Origin of the sequence: Vibrio crassostreae (genome assembly GCF_041439375.1) — a bacterium.
Taxonomy (GTDB): Bacteria; Pseudomonadota; Gammaproteobacteria; order Enterobacterales; family Vibrionaceae; genus Vibrio; species Vibrio crassostreae_D.
Genome location: NZ_JBGONY010000009.1, coordinates 34,561 through 51,075, shown reverse-complemented (window position 1 = coordinate 51,075; position 16,515 = coordinate 34,561). Strand labels below are relative to the sequence as shown.

Here is a 16,515-nt window from a genome sequence, read left to right as displayed (position 1 = left end):
ATCTTGTTAATTATCGTTTGTGACCGGTGTGAAGTCTGTTTTCTAGCCATATCGAATATCTCGACATGCCAAAACAAAACACCCAGAACACTAACGCGACAAATACATAACTTTCTGTTGAATACCCAAGCCATTCAGGGTCGGTATTCGCGGCTTGGCCAATTCCTAACACATCAAACATACCAATAATTAAAACAAGACTGGTATCTTTGAACAAACCAATGAAGGTGTTCACAATTGAAGGAATCGTGATTTTAAGAGCTTGAGGAAGAATGATAAGCCCTGTCTTTTTCCAGTAGCTTAGTCCCAGAGCATCAGCCGCTTCGTATTGGCCTTTTGGTATTGCTTGTAAACCACCACGAATTACTTCTGCCATGTAGGCTGCACTGAATAGTACTACCCCAACAAGTGCTCTAATCAGCTTATCGGTTTCTGTTCCTTCTGATAAAAAGAGCGGGAGCATAACTGAGGCCATGAATAGAACGGTAATGAGCGGTACGCCACGCCAAATTTCGATGTATACGGTACACATACTACGAATGATCGGCATCTCTGAACGACGCCCAAGCGCAAGTGCAACACCAATAGGGAGTGACACTACAATACCAACAAGTGCGATGATCAGTGTGACCAGTAGACCACCCCATTTATGGGTATCGACAACTTCTAACCCAAAGACACCACCGTATAGCAAGCCAGCAATGATAACTGGGTAGATGTTTACGAAGAACAACCAGATCCACGTACGTTTAGGTGTTTTTTCGTAGGCCAGTAAGGCCACAAAAATGGCTAACGTAGCGTAGAAGAGGCGAGGTCGCCACAGTTCAGCTTCTGGGTAGAAGCCATACATGAATTGCTCCCAACGAACGCTAATAAAGACCCAACAAGCGCCTTCGCTAGTGCAGGCATCGCGTGTGGTTCCTATCCAGTCGGCACTGATGAATGCCCAATCCGCTACTGCCCATATAAGGGTAAAAGCAAAGTAAGCAAGAACCACAGTGACGACGCTGTTAATTGGTCCATTAAATAGATTTTTTCTTAACCAACCGACTGGCCCAACGGTATTCGCTGGAGGCGGAAGATCAGGTTGAAATTGATGTGTACTCATCTTATCTCTCCACCAACGCTACTTTGCGGTTGTATATGTTCATTAGAGCTGATGTTAATAGGCTCAAGGTCAGGTAGACGCCCATTGTCATCGCGATTACTTCGATAGCTTGTCCAGTTTGGTTTAATGTTGTTCCTGCAAATACAGAGACAAGATCAGGGTAACCAATGGCCATCGCAAGTGATGAGTTTTTGGTCAGGTTTAGGTACTGACTGGTTAGTGGTGGGATAATAATTCTTAATGCCTGTGGGATAATGACAAGCTTAAGGGTTCTAGATCGTGGGATTCCTAGAGACATAGCAGCCTCTGTTTGCCCATGGTTTACGGCGTTAATACCTGAACGAACAATCTCGGCAATGAACGCTGCTGTGTAGATACTTAAAGCAAGCATCAATGCAGCAAGCTCCGGGATTATGCTAATACCACCCTTGAAGTTAAACCCTTTTAAAACAGGGTAATCCGCAGAGATCGGCATACCCATAACAAAGTAAGTCACCAACGGTAAGCCTAAAATCAACGCTGCAGCAATTCGAAACATCGGTGTTTGTTGGCCGGTAAGTTTCTGTTTGTTATTCGCCCAAATGTTGATAATAAACGTAGCGATAATACCAACAATCAATGATGCGATAACAATGCTACTGCCTTGCTCTAACACTGGTGCAGGGAAGTACAATCCACGTACGTTCAAGAAAATTGCTTCACCTAGGCTCATGCTTTGACGAGCAGAAGGCAAGGCTTGCAGAACGGCGAAGTACCAGAAAAAGATTTGCAAAAGAAGAGGGATATTTCGGAATATCTCAATGTAGACAGCTGCAAATCGGCTAACTAGCCAGTTTGAAGAGAGTCTAGCGATACCCATACTAAAGCCCAGTATCGTGGCTAGCATGATGCCTAGTACTGAAACTAAAGCGGTATTGAGAAGACCGATAAAGAATGTACGACCGTATGAGAAGGTCTCGTCGTATTCAATTAGTGTTAAGCCGATGCCAAAACCAGCTTCTTGGGAGAGAAAATCAAAACCAGTGGCGATACCACGGGAATCTAAGTTAGTGAGCGCATTATTTACAATCGTGTAAAAGAAAGCACAAAGCGCCCCGACGGCGATAATTTGGAAAATGATGGAGCGAAAAGTGGGGTTGTAAAATAAGTTGGCACTTTTGGGCTGTGGCTTTGCCTGCGCTGGAGAAATAGTTTCATTAGGTTTCATACTACTATAACCTCAAATCCATTTAATAAATAGGGCGGAAAACTCCGCCCTAATTGATGCTTGAAAATTTATTAACGGATTGGTGGAGCGTACATAAAGCCGCCCGCATTCCATAATGCATTTACACCACGAGAGATTTGAAGTGGAGAACCTGTACCAACAGTACGCTCAAAACTCTCACCGTAGTTACCAACTTGCTTAATTACTTGGTAACCCCAGTCGTCACGAATGCCAAGGCCTTTACCTTTAGGACCGTCTACACCAAGAATACGTTTGATGTTTGGATCTTTTGACTTAAGCATTTCGTCTGCATTTTTAGAAGAGATGCCGTATTCTTCCGCGTTAATCATTGCTGAAAGTGTCCACTTAGCAACGTTAAACCATTTGTCATCATCTTGACGAACAACAGGACCTAGAGGTTCTTTAGAGATGATTTCAGGAAGTACTTGTGCAGATTTAGGGTCAGCGAGGTTTAGGCGAAGTGCGTATAGACCAGATTGGTCAGTCGTTAGCACGTCACAACGACCTGCGTCGAAGCCTTTAGATGTTTGTGCTGCCGTATCGAATACCACTGGCTTGTAAGACATGCCACTGTTACGGAAGTAATCGGCTAGGTTAAGTTCAGTTGTTGTACCTGATTGAACACATACAGAAGCGCCATCAAGCTCTTGAGCACTTGTTAGGCCAAGCTCTTTCTTAACCATGAAGCCTTGACCATCGTAGTAGTTAACGCCTACGAAGTTCAGACCTAAAGCAGTGTCACGATGTAGTGTCCATGTTGTGTTACGAGATAGTACGTCGATTTCGCCAGATTGAAGCGCAGTAAAACGCTCTTTTGCGGTTAGAGGTACATACTTAACTTTAGTCTTGTCACCGAGTACAGCCGCTGCAAGAGCTTGACAATACTCAACATCAATTCCTTCCCATTCACCTTTTGAGTTAGGGTTAGAGAACCCTGGAAGACCTGTACTTACACCACAAGTTAGAAAACCTTGAGATGTGACTTTGTCCAGAGTGCTTTCTGCCGCTGATGCTGATGTTGCCATCATCGCAGTTGATGCAGCTACTACTGAAGCAAGAAGTGTTAGTTTATTTGTCATTTGTATCCTTCCTTGTTAACCAGGTGACACCTGATACTCGTGCTCGTTTGAGTGTCTCTTATGTGTTGCGTTTTCTATGACCTTGTTGCTCAAATTACAAGAGTTGCATTTTGCAAATGAAACTGTGTGCGATTTAAGCAACTGTTTATAAGGTTAGGAAAGGATCCGTAGTTTCACAAATGTATAATTTAAAAAGAATTTTGAATGAAATCACAAATCCGAACACAATTAGAATGACCAAATGTTAACTGAATGTAAATAGTGCAACAGTTCACACTGTTGGGTCAACGAGATTTAGAGTTTTATATTGATAATTGACTAGATAAATATTCTGAATGAATGTCACAGTTGTGGAGCATTAACCTTAAAAAAGATTGAAATTTGGTCAATAAATATTTTTATTGCACTTCGATAGTTATGAATATGCTCCAAATTTGGTAGCATGGCTGAATAGTTATTGAAGTAATCTCAAGGAAGAACATGCGTTATTTCCCAATGTTTTTGGATGTAGAAAATAAGCCAATCTTAGTGGTTGGTGGAGGTGAGGTTGCTTGCCGTAAAGTCGACAGCTTGTTACGCGCTGGGGCTGATGTGACTTTGGTATCTCCCAAGGTCGCACCTTACTTAAAGCAGCTTGTTGATGAAAATAAACTTCACTGGGTACAAAATTTTTACTCGTCACAGATCATATCGAATAATTACCTGCAGGTGTGGGCGACGACAGACAACCCAAGCTTGAATCATCAAGTACATAATGATGCAAAAAAATTGGGTATTCTTGTCAATGTGGTTGATGATTTACCTTATTGTGACTTCATTACGCCATCAATGATTAATCGCGGAAGGATCCAAATTGCCATCTCTAGTGGCGGTGCATCACCTGTTTTGGTGAGAAATATTAGAGAAAAACTCGAAACGGTATTGCCACAAAATATAGGTTTGATAGCAGATTTCGGTGCATCAAAACGCAATTCGATCAAAGAGTCATTCCCAACCGTCGACGAGCGTCGTAAGTTTTGGGAGCGTTTCTTGTCATCCAGTTTTATCGAGCAGGTGACTGACAGAGAGCAGTTAGAGTCTTACTATCAGCAAGCGCTAACGGAAGGCATTGATAGCGAAGGACAGGTGACTTGGATTGAATTCGAGCAGGACGTTGAGTTGCTGTCTATGAAGGCTTTACGTTTGATGCAAGAGGCAGAACTCGTACTTTCACCGAGCGATTGTCCATTTGAATTTATCGACCTGTGCCGTCGAGACGCAGAAAGAGAGAGCTATGCTAACAGCGGAGAGCTATCAACCAAGCTTGAGCAGGCAAGAGCTGAGAAATTACGAGTGTGTGTCTTTATTCCACCAGCAAGCGTAGAGTTTAATCTGTTGGTCGGTAAAGACCTAAAATTGTCAGCAGCCCAAGTACTCAGTTGAGGTAGTTGTTTCTAGTTGAAATAAGAGCTTTCTGGTTGTTTTAAATCGGCTAGAGGTTCGGAATAAAACTAAAACTGGACCTGATAAATAAAAAGCCACTTCCGATAAAGAAGTGGCTTTCTGCTATTTCATACACGACATTGTGATGATGAATGAGCAACTGAAACAAGCGGTCGCTCATACTCAAAAATTAGTCGCGGAAGTTGTCAAACTGGAATGGTTGACCAAGCTCACCGCTGCGAACTAGAGCCATAACAGCTTGTAGATCATCACGTTTCTTACCTGTTACACGAACTTTGTCGCCTTGGATAGAAGCTTGAACTTTAACTTTGTTGTCTTTGATTAGTTTAACGATCTTCTTCGCTACATCAGTTTCAATGCCTTGCTTAAAGATAACCGTTTGGTGCCAAGTGCGACCTGTTTGGTCTGCCGCTTTTGCTTCCATCGCGTTAGGATCAACATTACGCTTTGTTAGGTTGCTACGAAGGATATCGCGCATTTGCTTCAGTTGAAAATCGTCTTGAGCAGTCAATTTTACTGATTCATCTTTGTAATCAAAGCTTGCTTCAACGCCGCGGAAATCGAAACGAGTCGATAGTTCACGGTTTGCGTTGTCTACCGCGTTACGCAGTTCTACTGCTTCTACTTCAGAGATAATGTCAAATGATGGCATTGTGTTGTTTCCTTAAGCTAAGTTTCTATCTTTAATTGCTGTTGCAAGCATGTCTAGCATTGTTGCCGTATCTTCCCAGCTTAGGCATGGGTCAGTAATTGACTTGCCATATTCTAGGTTGTTGATGTCGGTCATTGGTTGGTTACCTTCAACAATGAAGCTTTCTGCCATGATGCCTGCAATTTGGTTCTTGTTAGATTTAATTTGCTCACAAATGTCTTGTGCAACTTCTAACTGCTTACGGTGCTGTTTCTGACAGTTAGCGTGGCTGAAGTCTACAACCAAACGTTGAGGCAGGTCGAATTCGGCCAGTTGTTTACATGCGGTATCTACAGATTCAGCGTCGAAGTTAGGGCCTTTATCACCACCGCGTAGAATAACGTGACCGTATGGGTTGCCAGAAGTACGGTAAACCGTCATGCGGCCATTCTTATCTGGAGAGTAGAAGTAGTGTGACGCATGCGCTGCACGAATTGCATCGATAGCAATCTTGATATTGCCGTTGGTCGCGTTCTTGAAGCCAACTGGGCAAGACAGTGCAGAAGCCATTTCACGGTGAATCTGAGATTCAGTTGTACGAGCGCCAATCGCGCCCCAAGTGATAAGGTCTGCAATGTACTGACCTGTGATCATATCAAGGAATTCAGTTGCTGTTGCTAAGCCAAGCTTGTTGATGTCTAACAGAAGCTTACGAGCTTTGTTTAAGCCCGTTTCAAGTGCGTATGAACCATCAAGGTTTGGATCGGTAATCAAACCCTTCCAACCTACAACCGTACGAGGCTTCTCGAAGTAGGTTCTCATTACAACGAACAGTTCATCTTTGTACTGGTCTTGAATCTGGCTTAGGCGCTCAGCGTAATCAAGTGCCGCATCTGTATCGTGAACAGAGCAAGGGCCTACGATAACTAATAGGCGGTTATCACGACCAGTTAGGATGTCTTCGATTTGGCGGCGAGAATTTTTAATGCGCTCAGCAACGTCGTCAGTAATAGGGTGTGCATTGCCTAGTTCGGCAGGAGTTGGCATAGGACCCAGAGCTTGGGTTCTCAACTCATCAGTTTTTAATGGCATGTGATAGCTTTTTTATTCTATTGCGAAGTGGCTAAGATAACGGAATTGAACAGAGGAATAAACTCTATTGAGTCAAAGTTATCTCAGTTATTGCTAATATTCTTATTTTTATCAGCAGGCCAGCGTCAAATAAGGGATTTTCACTTGTATTAACAGGCAGCTATCGGTATTTTCGTTTGAACACAACATAAAAATGCTGGAGCAGCAATGACTCAAGAAAATCAAAGCACTTTGCACCCAGAACTTGTTTTAGGTGATGTGCTGCCTTCTTACAACGATAATAATAATTCCAACCACTTATACGTTTCATTATCCGAATTGGTAATGGACCGCGTCTTCTACCACCCAAGTATTGAAAGTCATTTAGATACACTTACTGATATCGAAAAAACGTCTTTAAATGCGATCCTTGGTGATAAAACAGTTGATGAGCATTTTGTTTCGACCTTGGTGATTGCGATTCAAGCTGCCGTTCAGCCAAATCACACTTCTGTTCGTATCGCATTAAGCAGTGCAGACAGTTATGGCTTCCGTTCGCTGCTTGGCGGTAACTGTGAAGCTGAAGAGATTAACCCAGCACTAGGCGTTCGTGGCGTTGCTCGTTACGCGACACCAGAGTACAGCAAGGCTTTCGCTTTAGAGTGCCAGGTCATTAAAACGTTGCGAGAGCAGGGCATTAACGTTGAAGTGGTTGTACCGTATGTACGAGCATTAAGCGATGCAGCTAAGATTATTGATCTGCTTGCAGAGCAAGGCTTACCACGCGGCCTGAATGGTTTGAAAGTACTGTTCTCGTGTGATGTGCCGTCTGCAGTGTTACTGAGCGAACGTCTACTACATTACTTTGATGGTGTTGTGGTAAACGTTGATAGCTTAGCGTCTTTCACTTTAGGTGTAGATAAGGACAATGAAGCTCAGAAACACGCTTTCGATCCACAAAACGAGGCTGTTATTACCTTGTTAGATATGATTGTTAAAGCGACGCTGCATGCGAAGAAGCCTGTACTGCTGGTGACTCAAGGCTTGGTGGATTACCCGCGTCTACAAGGTTACATTGCCGATCTTGAAGGCGTAGAAACGGTCGTGACTGCATAAATCGGCTTGCTGTTTAAGTTAAATCAACTTGCTTGAAGCGCTAAAGCTTTGAGAATGAAAGAGATATCATTATGCGATGATATCTCTTTTTTGTAACATTTTTTTGACATCCCTATCGCTAATCGATTAACTGGTCTGATGACTGATTTGACTAGGTAATCCGAATGTTGACCCCTCTACAAAAAGCAAATTTCTACTTGAGCATGTTTGGTTTTTTCAAAGTGCCTCTGATCTGGCTGTGCAGGCCAAAATTGCTCGCACTGGATAACCAACATGTTGAGGTCAAAATCCCTCTTAAAAGACGAACGAAGAACCATCTTAATAGCATGTACTTTGGCGTATTGGCTGTGGGTGCTGATGTGGCGGGGGGCTTTCTTGCGATGAGCAAATCTCAGCAGCAAGGTGAAAAGATTTCGTTGGCATTTAAAGAGGTGACGGGTAACTTCTTAAAGCGTCCAGAAGGCGATGTGCATTTCACTTGTAACGACGGTGAGTTGATCAACACTATGCTTGCAGAAACCATGTCCACTGGGGAGCGAGTGAATCAACCCGTAACTATTATCGCGACTTGCCCATCTTTGCATGGCGACGAGCCGATGGCCGAGTTCACGCTAACGCTTTCGATTAAGAAAGTCCCGTCTCGAAAATAGTTTGAAAGTAAAAGGTAACCGTTGAATTAGTGACAAGAACGGTATGTGAATTGAATATCCACATACCGTAACAAGATTAAGATTCTTGAGTGATTTGCTCGATGTCGACGATCTTTGAACGGTTCATCACGATTTTCCAACGGTAATAGGTCGGTTCGTTATCGTGATTATTTTCTTTAATGATCAGGTTGAGTAAGTGGCGCTTTTCTACTGATTCACGGCTGACTTGCCCTTCATTCAAGCGATATACCTTATTTGAACCCTTATCCATTAATCGTGTCAGCGCTCTTAAGCTGATGGATAAAGTTTCACGAGTCTCCTCATAACCACTCATAAAGGTCGATGTCGACATCTCAGTATGAGAGCGGTAATGCAAGATTTGCTCTTCACGTTGTACCACACGCTTTTTACGGATCGACTGAATGCGATCTGCAAGCTTAGAAAAATTTGCGTAGTCCAACCATTCCAGTTTATGGCCTACTGACTTGTTGGTCGTTGGATCATAGTAACGACGCTTCCATTTTGGCTTGCCTTTACGCAGCCAGCGCCAAAGGATGTCTCTCAAGTCATCTTTAAAGATCTCACGCAGTGCGTAAATGAAAGACATTGCCACGATGAAAGAGGCGGTAATCTCACCAAGAAAGTCACGAGCCAAGATCACAGTAGTGGTCACGACAACCATCACCAAACCGGTCGCGATGCCTTTCACGGCACGCTTAACGTTCTTACCCATCGACGTTGTCTTTTCTTTAAGCACGATAGGGTGTTCAATCAAACGACGCAGCAAACGCATCTTGTTACTCAAGCGGGTAACGTCCTCTCGAACTCTTGCTGAGTTGTAGCGGTTCAGTTTACGGTGCGCGGTCTCTTTATCACAAAGCGTTAAGAGTCGTTCTTTTATCGTCGAGTACTCACTGCCACGCGGCATATGAGAGACCAGAGATAAGAACTTTTGCTCTGTGTACCAAGAAAGATAGTTATCAATGTTTGCGTAGTAGCGTTTGAGGTTTTCTTCATAAGGAATACTTCGGCGAAGCTTCTTCAAGATGTCTAACGCGAGCTCAATGACTTCATCAACCTCATCAGCTGTTACGTCGTCACTATCAGTCTTATTTAAACTGCTCACGGCTTTATCTAAAGCAATAACATATTGATATGCGAACAAACTCAAACTCACACGATACTGTGTCGTTGATAAGCGTCCACGTTTTGCCAAGCGACTGTGTACCAAAGGTAACAGTGTCTTGTCACTGTAGTAGGCGCGCTTTTGAGTAATTGAGCTGTAGAAAAAGGCACTTTCAGAAAGTACTTCGGGAGTGAGTCCGAGTTCACCGGGAATGAATAGATAAACGTCCATGTCGAGCTTTTTGGTCTTCGCCATTGCATGGTTAATTTTGAGTGTTATCGCATCTTGTTTATCAACGGTGATCAACGATGTCTCCTAGAATGTAAAAATATGAATGAAACTAGCGAAAGCATATCAGAGATCACGTATAATCACCGCCAAATTTAAAGTAGAGAAAATCTTGATGATTAATATTGGTCAAATAAACAACTTAGAAGTAGTAAAGCAAGCCGACTTCGGTGTATTCCTTGACGCTAGCGACTATGGAACCGTGTTGCTGCCAAAACGATTTACTCCTGAAGGTGTTGAAATTGGTCAAAAACTGGATGTTTTCTTATACATTGATTCTGACAACCAGATCGCTGCAACGACTGAAAAACCAATTGCTCAAGTGGGGCAATTTGGCTTGATGACGGTTGAAGGCGTAAACAGCACCGGTGCATTCATGAGCTGGGGCGTGAAAGGTAAAGATCTTCTTGTTCCTTTCAGCGAGCAACGTGGCCGTTTAAACGAAGGTCAGTCAATCTTAGTATATGTGTATATCGATAAAGCATCGAGCCGTATCGTTGGTACAACGAAGTTCAACAAATGGTTAGACAACACGCCTGCAACTTATAAGCAAAATGAGCAAGTCGATCTCATTATCGCTGAGCGCAGCCAGTTAGGTTACAAAGCGATCGTGAACGGTGAACACTGGGGTATGATTTTCCCATCTGACATCATCGGTAAGCTGTTCATTGGTAAAACACTAAAAGGCTACATTAAAAACGTTCGTGAAGAAGACGGTAAGATTGATTTGTCTCTTCAGAAGGTTGGTGTGGCTAAGATGGATGACCTAAGCACTAAGGTTCTTGACCTGCTTGAGAAGAAAGGCGGTTACCTGCCTTTGAATGATAAGTCTTCTCCTGAAGTTATTTTCTCTGCATTCAGAACCAGCAAAGGTACGTTCAAGAAGACAATTGGTGGTCTATACAAATCTGGCAAGATCACTATCGACAAAGAAGGTATCAGCTTAGTTAAGTAAGCGGTCCTTTCGGTCAAAAAAAAGCCCAAACCTTCCTGTTTGGGCTTAGGGGAAAGGGCTCCGAAGAGCCTACGCTAATCGTTTTAATCTTTTGACTGTTAGATTGAAGTCTAGTTTAGATTCTCTAAAGTGCGATTTTTCTTTTTGGAAATAGTGATTTGAATTGATATTTATATAATTAGCTGTTGATTTACAAGCGCTCGCACACTGACTTATATGGCCGATAGAATAGAAAAAGCCCAAACAATTAACGTTGTTTGGGCTTTTTGTTTATTAAGGTGTATTCAGTGCGAACGCTTTTAGAAAAGGTTCTTATCGCGCACGAGTTCGCGTGGTAAACCGTTCTTCACTCGGTTGCCAACCCACTTACCAAGGCCGATGATTGCACCATTGTACTTCACTAGTACTTCACCTTTTCCTGACAAGTTTTCAGGGCGAACATCGCGGCCCATGAACCATTCACGAGCATCTTCAATACTAAGCTCTACAACATTAGCTTCATTACCTGTTGCGAGCGTTGTCGCTACTTGGTGCTGCCAGCGGTAACCTTTTTTATGGGTTTCAGCGATCTTGATTCCCATGCGAGAAAAACGGAACTCACCGATCATCGGCTCTAGCGCTTCTGGGAATAGCCAAACGTCTTTGTCGCGAATCCAAACCTGAGTATCGCTTGGCAATTCGATATCGAGAGTACTCATTAGTTGTTCAGCGACTTCTTGCTGAGTTTTCTTTGATGCTTTTTCAAATGGGAATTTACCCATACGTTTTTTAACTTCTGGTGGAGTAACAGACGCTAGTTTACGGATACGTGCAACAAAGAAACCTTCAGAGTCATAGACCTGTGGGAAGATGTGAAGAAAGCCTTCTTCTGTCGTGGTTGCTTTTGCGTTGTCGAATAGTGATTCCAGAGATTCGAATTCAACCGCATCACCAAAGGTTTCTTTTAGGTGATGACACACTTGTTGGTTCTCTTCGGTGCTAAGCGTACACGTTGAGTAAACCAAAACACCATTAGGTTTAAGCGCGTGGAATGCACTTTCAATCAGATCTTTTTGCGTGTCGGCAATGTCGACCACTGATTGATACGTCCAGTTCTTCATCGCATCGGCATCTTTACGAATGGTGCCTTCGCCAGAGCAGGGTGCGTCTAGCAACACAGCATCAAACTGTTCTGGTAACCAACCACCAAAAACTCGACCGTCAAAGTTACTTAGAGCGGCATTACGAACGCCACAACGTTCGATGTTAGCGTGAAGGACTTTCACACGGCTTGCTGCATACTCATTGGCAACCAATACACCGCGATTATTCATTAGCGCAGCGATTTGTGTTGTTTTAGAGCCGGGTGCAGCCGCAGTGTCTAGCACCGCTTGGTAATCAGCTTCGCCTTGGAAAAGTGCCGAGGGTGGCATCATCGAGCTGGCTTCTTGGATGTAGAAAAGACCAGACATGTGTTCTGCCGTATTACCTAGTGGCGCTTCACTTTCGTCCGCTGTAATCCAAAAGCCCGTTTCACACCAAGGTACAGGTTCCAGTTCCCAGCCTTTCTCTTTTGCTCGTACTAGGAAGTCTTCAACACTGATTTTCAATGTGTTGATTCGAATACTTTTACGAAGTGGTTTTTGGCATGACGCAACAAAAGAAGCCATATCTAGATGACTAGGCATGATTGCTTCGATGTGCGTTAGGAATTCTTCAGGAATATATACGTTAGCGTGCAAAAGAGTATCTCGATTTATTGCATTAATGCGGGGAGTTTAAAGCAAAATGAGGCCGTCCTAAACCATATTTGCAGCAAACAACAAAAATGCAGCCTAATGGCTGCATTTTGATGAAGAATTAATCTTCCAGAAACGTCAGAGAGTTCACTCTATGGACGAGGAATTGCGGTTCTCCATGATTTCCACTCATCTTCGGCTTGAGGATAGAGGTAGAAAGACTGATCTTCGCTTGCTACTGGTTGAAGTTCATTTGTCGGTGGCGTTGAGAATGTAATACCACCTCTTAACAAGCTGTCTACCGTTCCGGCTTTGATGTTTGCGCCTGACAGGCCGATAGAGACATCGACGCCCGACACGTTCCAGAACACGGTGTTTGCGCGGATTAGATACGCGTAGTCAGGTTCTATTTGAATCGTAGATATGATGCGATCAGCAAACTCGCCCAGCTGAACATCTATAACACTGCCAATTTCTAGTTCACGGAATAGGATAGGTGTACCTTCAGATACTGAGCCGCGCGTTTCGCTTTGCAGTTGGAATATCTTGCCTTCAGGCTGCACAGGTCCTTTGCTAAGCTCAAATTTCGTGTTTCTTTCACCTTTGCCCGGGTCTACGTTGATGTGTTTAGAGAGCAGCGCAGAGACGTTTTTGATGCCATTAAGGCCAATCTCAGGTTCTGCCAACCAGAAGTGACTGTTCGTCACGGCAATCTTGTCGACGTACTCAGGTAAAATACGCGCAGTAATTTCAATGCCGCCCTTGTTGAAGTTCGGAATCACCAAAGTAACCTCACCAACAGTGACACCTTGATATTTGATCGCCATGCCCTTGTTGACTTCTTGATCGCCAGAAGAGGTGATAGTAATCGCGCGGCCAAATTTTCGAGCAGATTTTGAATCTTTGTAAAGCTTCCACACGTCACCAAGTTTGTTGTCGATTCCCGGCAGAGAGTCAAAAGCAATACCGCCTTGGATAAGGGTTTTAACTGGTGCCGCTTTAATGCTGATACCCGATAGCGACGCATCAACCTCAACGCCTGATCGGTTCCAGAAAACAGTGTGCTTGTTGAGTAAGTGCGTGTAACGATTTTCGATTGTGACTTTGATTCTTACGCCACCGTCGGCAAGCTGAAAATCAGAAATACTACCCACTTGTAGGTTGCGGTAGAGGAGTGGACTGCCTTTAGAAATTGAAGGTAACTCACTGGCAAACAAAGAAAGTGTCTTTGAACCAGACTGATTAAACTTAGCAATTTCTGCTAACGACTTACTTTGGAAAAGTTGGTAGTCCGTTCGAGCTTCAGATTTACCTTCACTCACAAAGCTAATCGAGCCGGTAAGAAGCTGTTTTGCTGGTGGGACCGTAACACTCAAGCCTGATTCGGTTAGCTCTGCAGTCGCACTACCTGTCACAAAGAAACGGTTGTGGCTTTTGATAAGGTGCGCGTACTCATTATCGATAAGTGCATCCATGAAGACTTCGTGTTTATCAGAGCCCGTACCAACACCATCAACTAATCCCACATGGATGATAGAGCCAACGGCAATGCCTTTGTAGAGAAGTTGTGTACCGACATCTAACCCGAACGAATTGTTCGACGTTAAGCGAATCGCAACGGATTTCTCTTGTTCCTGACTGAATTCATTTTTGCGGATTGCAGTAAATCGACGCGCCTTTTCACCTTCACCCGGTACCAAGGTTAAAAAGTTACCTGTCACTAAATTGGCAATGTTTTTCATGCCAGTAAGCGACAGTTCAGCCTCTTCTAGAACGAATTTACTGCCGCTGTTTAAAAAGTCACTGAATGCCGGTTGGATAGCGGCAGATGCAACGACGTTTTCACGCCCTTCACTTAGCGATAAATCAGTGATTTGACCGATTTCAATGCCGCGATACATGATCGGAGCACCCGTTGCACTGATTTTATTATCATCGGGAACGGCAATCTTGATAGAGATACCTCGACCCGCTGTTTTCAGATCTGGGTAGAGTTTGAACTTAGTATTCATCTCAACCGGTTGGCCTTCTCCTGGAGAGTCGACCGCAATTGAACCGCCAAGCAATGCACTTAGGCTCTCTAAGCGAACATCAACACCAGAAAAGCCAATACTGGCACCTAAGCCACTGACATTCCAAAAACGGCTTTGGTCGGTAATGATATGGCTGTATTCATCTTTAATCGACGCTTGAATCGTAACGGATTTCGCGTTGTCGTTTAACTGGTAGTTGTAAACCTCACCAATTGGGATTTTACGGTAAACGATTTGAGAACCAACAGATACGCCACCCAGATCTTTGGTCGTCAGTGAAATATTCAAACCTTCAGAAGCCAGTAAATCAGAAGGGGAGGATTCTAACGCTTGGAAAATGGTTTCTGGGTCTTGTTTGGTTTCGCTCGGGTGGATAGCAATATAGTTACCTGAAACAAGTGCGTCTAATCCTGAGATACCCGACAAACTTGCTGTCGGTTTTACAAGCCAGAAACGAGTGCCTTTTGAGAGAAGCTTCTTAGCTTCTGGGTAGATGTCAGCATCAACGTAGATGCTCGATAAATCTTTGGACAAGGTGATGTCACGCACCATACCCACCTCTAAGCCTTGGTAACGAATCGTTGTTCGACCTGCGACTAAACCTGCGGCATCTGAGAAGTATATCTGCACACGTTGCCCAGCATCGTGTATCGATTTCATGACCAACCAACCGGCTAATGCAACGGTTAATATCGGTAGAATCCACAAAGGTGAGATGCCTTTGTTTTTCCTTACTTCTGGTGAATATGACGTTTGTGATTGGTTATCGTTGTTCATTCACTGACTCATCTTTAGAGGTGTAGTTATCCCAAATTAGCCTAGGATCTAAGCTTTCCGCTGCCAGCATCGTGAGAACAACTACGACGCCAAAAGCGACTGCACCATAACCTGGTGTAAAGTTTAAAATCTGTCCACGGTCGACCAAGGTCATCATGATCGAAATAACAAACAGGTCCATCACCGACCATTTCCCTACCCATTTCACAATGAAATAGATGGTCATGCGTTGTCTGTGGTAAACGGCGCGCTTCATCTTGATACAGATTAAGATGTACGCGAGGCCGAGTATTTTCGCGACGGGCACGACGATACTGGCAATGAAAATGATCGCTGCAATGCCGTACATATCGCTATTTATCAGCGACGCGACACCAGAAATTATTGTGTCTTCTAGCCTTTGTCCGTTGGTGATAAGGATAGAAATCGGAATAACGTTGGCTGGCACAATAGCCACTGATGCGGCAAACAGCAGAGCCCATGTCTTCTGTATAGAGTAGGGCTTGCGGTGGTATAAGTCATGGTGACAACGCACGCAAGTATGTCCATCCGGTTGAGATAGGTGGCAGTTGTGACAGTGTATGTTCTTACTTTCAGCAAAAGAGTAGTCAGATTCTTTTGCCCAAGCTTCCCAGTAGCGACGTACACTGATACGGCTTACTAGTAATACGCTGAAAAGCTGCAGAAGAATCAGGCCAATCAAACCAGGGCCGACGAAAATGTCAGAGTAATCTTGCAGTTTGAAACATGAGACCGCCAAACTTACCAGAAACACATCCAACATCATCCAATGTTTGAGAGTCTGAATAATGGCTAATGCATAACGAAAGGGTGTGAAGATCTTAAGACGCAGTGATGCATGAGTGATGAGTACCGAGGTGCACACGAGCAACGGAGCGATCGAACTGCAGAACAGGATCAGCAAACCAAGTAGAGGAAAGCCTTCGCCCATTAAGGTAAAAACACCCGATGGTAACGTCGCGGGTATCATGACGCCAATCAGGCGAATACTGATGAATTCAAAAAAGTGCGATGGGATAAACAGCAATAAGCAGGTAATTGCGATTGCTAGGTTTCCAGAGAGGCTAGGGGTACCGCCTCTATAAAGCTGAGTTCCGCATCTTGGGCAGTAAGCTGATTTCCCTAAAGGGATGTCCATTTTATCAACGGGGAGTTCGCAGCCCTGACAAAGGCGCACTGAGCTACTATCGCATTGATGCTGAGTTGATAAAGGGTTGGTGGGGAATGGGGAGGTCACGCGACCTCCCAAGTTGAAACGTCAGTTAGGCTCG

Annotated in this window: 13 protein-coding genes; 4 read left to right on the top strand and 9 right to left on the bottom strand. The window is 43.9% G+C overall.

The window, feature by feature from the left end; genetic code table 11:
• Positions 1–10 precede the first annotated feature (10 nt).
• The 3 genes from ACED45_RS06135 to ACED45_RS06125 all read right to left on the bottom strand — a co-directional run bounded on the left by ACED45_RS06135 (position 11) and on the right by ACED45_RS06125 (position 3,415).
• Complete coding sequence (locus ACED45_RS06135) at positions 11–1,108, bottom strand: amino acid ABC transporter permease (RefSeq protein ID WP_371713512.1); 1,098 nt, start codon at positions 1,106–1,108, stop codon at positions 11–13.
• 1 nt (position 1,109) lies between these two features.
• Positions 1,110–2,315: an amino acid ABC transporter permease gene (locus tag ACED45_RS06130; protein WP_048660775.1), complete on the bottom strand. Its 1,206-nt coding sequence runs from the start codon at positions 2,313–2,315 to the stop codon at positions 1,110–1,112.
• A gap of 71 nt (positions 2,316–2,386) precedes the next feature.
• Positions 2,387–3,415 carry an amino acid ABC transporter substrate-binding protein gene (locus tag ACED45_RS06125; RefSeq protein WP_004733634.1) on the bottom strand — a complete coding sequence of 343 codons (1,029 nt, stop codon included), beginning with the start codon at positions 3,413–3,415 and terminating at the stop codon, positions 2,387–2,389.
• 480 nt (positions 3,416–3,895) lie between these two features.
• On the opposite strand from ACED45_RS06125, the gene ACED45_RS06120 reads away from it, so the two are divergent.
• Positions 3,896–4,837, top strand: a complete 942-nt coding sequence (locus ACED45_RS06120; RefSeq protein WP_102432719.1) for a precorrin-2 dehydrogenase/sirohydrochlorin ferrochelatase family protein — start codon at positions 3,896–3,898, stop codon at positions 4,835–4,837.
• 190 nt (positions 4,838–5,027) lie between these two features.
• Here ACED45_RS06120 and ACED45_RS06115 read toward each other — a convergent pair whose 3' ends face one another.
• The gene (locus ACED45_RS06115; protein WP_004733632.1) at positions 5,028–5,510 is read right to left on the bottom strand and encodes a YajQ family cyclic di-GMP-binding protein; all 483 of its coding nucleotides are present in this window, start codon (positions 5,508–5,510) and stop codon (positions 5,028–5,030) included.
• A gap of 12 nt (positions 5,511–5,522) precedes the next feature.
• The gene (locus ACED45_RS06110) at positions 5,523–6,581 is read right to left on the bottom strand and encodes a 3-deoxy-7-phosphoheptulonate synthase (RefSeq protein WP_048661946.1); all 1,059 of its coding nucleotides are present in this window, start codon (positions 6,579–6,581) and stop codon (positions 5,523–5,525) included.
• 207 nt (positions 6,582–6,788) lie between these two features.
• Between ACED45_RS06110 and ACED45_RS06105 the strand changes: the two genes are divergently transcribed.
• The gene (locus ACED45_RS06105; RefSeq protein WP_102432718.1) at positions 6,789–7,676 is read left to right on the top strand and encodes a putative PEP-binding protein; all 888 of its coding nucleotides are present in this window, start codon (positions 6,789–6,791) and stop codon (positions 7,674–7,676) included.
• Positions 7,677–7,840: 164 nt separating this feature from the next.
• The gene (locus ACED45_RS06100) at positions 7,841–8,326 is read left to right on the top strand and encodes a PaaI family thioesterase (protein WP_017082222.1); all 486 of its coding nucleotides are present in this window, start codon (positions 7,841–7,843) and stop codon (positions 8,324–8,326) included.
• A 76-nt stretch (positions 8,327–8,402) separates the two neighbouring features.
• Here the strand turns inward: ACED45_RS06100 and ACED45_RS06095 are convergent, their stop codons facing one another.
• On the bottom strand, positions 8,403–9,758 hold the full coding sequence (locus tag ACED45_RS06095) for a hypothetical protein (RefSeq protein ID WP_048610915.1): 1,356 nt from the start codon (positions 9,756–9,758) through the stop codon (positions 8,403–8,405).
• A 28-nt stretch (positions 9,759–9,786) separates the two neighbouring features.
• Between ACED45_RS06095 and ACED45_RS06090 the strand changes: the two genes are divergently transcribed.
• Positions 9,787–10,695 carry a CvfB family protein gene (locus ACED45_RS06090; protein ID WP_170962340.1) on the top strand — a complete coding sequence of 303 codons (909 nt, stop codon included), beginning with the start codon at positions 9,787–9,789 and terminating at the stop codon, positions 10,693–10,695.
• Positions 10,696–10,994: 299 nt separating this feature from the next.
• Here the strand turns inward: ACED45_RS06090 and rsmF are convergent, their stop codons facing one another.
• The 3 genes from rsmF to ACED45_RS06075 all read right to left on the bottom strand — a co-directional run bounded on the left by rsmF (position 10,995) and on the right by ACED45_RS06075 (position 16,493).
• The gene (gene rsmF / locus ACED45_RS06085; RefSeq protein WP_017063836.1) at positions 10,995–12,416 is read right to left on the bottom strand and encodes a 16S rRNA (cytosine(1407)-C(5))-methyltransferase RsmF; all 1,422 of its coding nucleotides are present in this window, start codon (positions 12,414–12,416) and stop codon (positions 10,995–10,997) included.
• 149 nt (positions 12,417–12,565) lie between these two features.
• Entirely contained in the window at positions 12,566–15,223 is a 2,658-nt protein-coding gene (locus ACED45_RS06080) for an MlaD family protein (protein ID WP_017071903.1), read from the bottom strand.
• Entirely contained in the window at positions 15,210–16,493 is a 1,284-nt protein-coding gene (locus tag ACED45_RS06075) for a PqiA/YebS family transporter subunit (protein ID WP_371713511.1), read from the bottom strand. Before ACED45_RS06075 ends, ACED45_RS06080 begins: the two co-directional genes overlap by 14 nt.
• Positions 16,494–16,515: the final 22 nt, after the last annotated feature.

Excerpts from the sequence above, each read along its gene's own strand:
- ACED45_RS06130 (WP_048660775.1), bottom strand. The coding sequence starts at position 2,315 with ATGAAACCTAATGAAACTATTTCTCCAGCGCAGGCAAAGCCACAGCCC.
- ACED45_RS06115 (WP_004733632.1), bottom strand. The coding sequence starts at position 5,510 with ATGCCATCATTTGACATTATCTCTGAAGTAGAAGCAGTAGAACTGCGT.
- ACED45_RS06080 (WP_017071903.1), bottom strand. The coding sequence starts at position 15,223 with ATGAACAACGATAACCAATCACAAACGTCATATTCACCAGAAGTAAGG.
- ACED45_RS06120 (WP_102432719.1), top strand. The coding sequence starts at position 3,896 with ATGCGTTATTTCCCAATGTTTTTGGATGTAGAAAATAAGCCAATCTTA.
- ACED45_RS06090 (WP_170962340.1), top strand. The coding sequence starts at position 9,787 with ATGAAACTAGCGAAAGCATATCAGAGATCACGTATAATCACCGCCAAA.
- ACED45_RS06125 (WP_004733634.1), bottom strand. The coding sequence starts at position 3,415 with ATGACAAATAAACTAACACTTCTTGCTTCAGTAGTAGCTGCATCAACT.
- ACED45_RS06110 (WP_048661946.1), bottom strand. The coding sequence starts at position 6,581 with ATGCCATTAAAAACTGATGAGTTGAGAACCCAAGCTCTGGGTCCTATG.
- ACED45_RS06100 (WP_017082222.1), top strand. The coding sequence starts at position 7,841 with ATGTTGACCCCTCTACAAAAAGCAAATTTCTACTTGAGCATGTTTGGT.
- ACED45_RS06135 (WP_371713512.1), bottom strand. The coding sequence starts at position 1,108 with ATGAGTACACATCAATTTCAACCTGATCTTCCGCCTCCAGCGAATACC.
- ACED45_RS06105 (WP_102432718.1), top strand. The coding sequence starts at position 6,789 with ATGACTCAAGAAAATCAAAGCACTTTGCACCCAGAACTTGTTTTAGGT.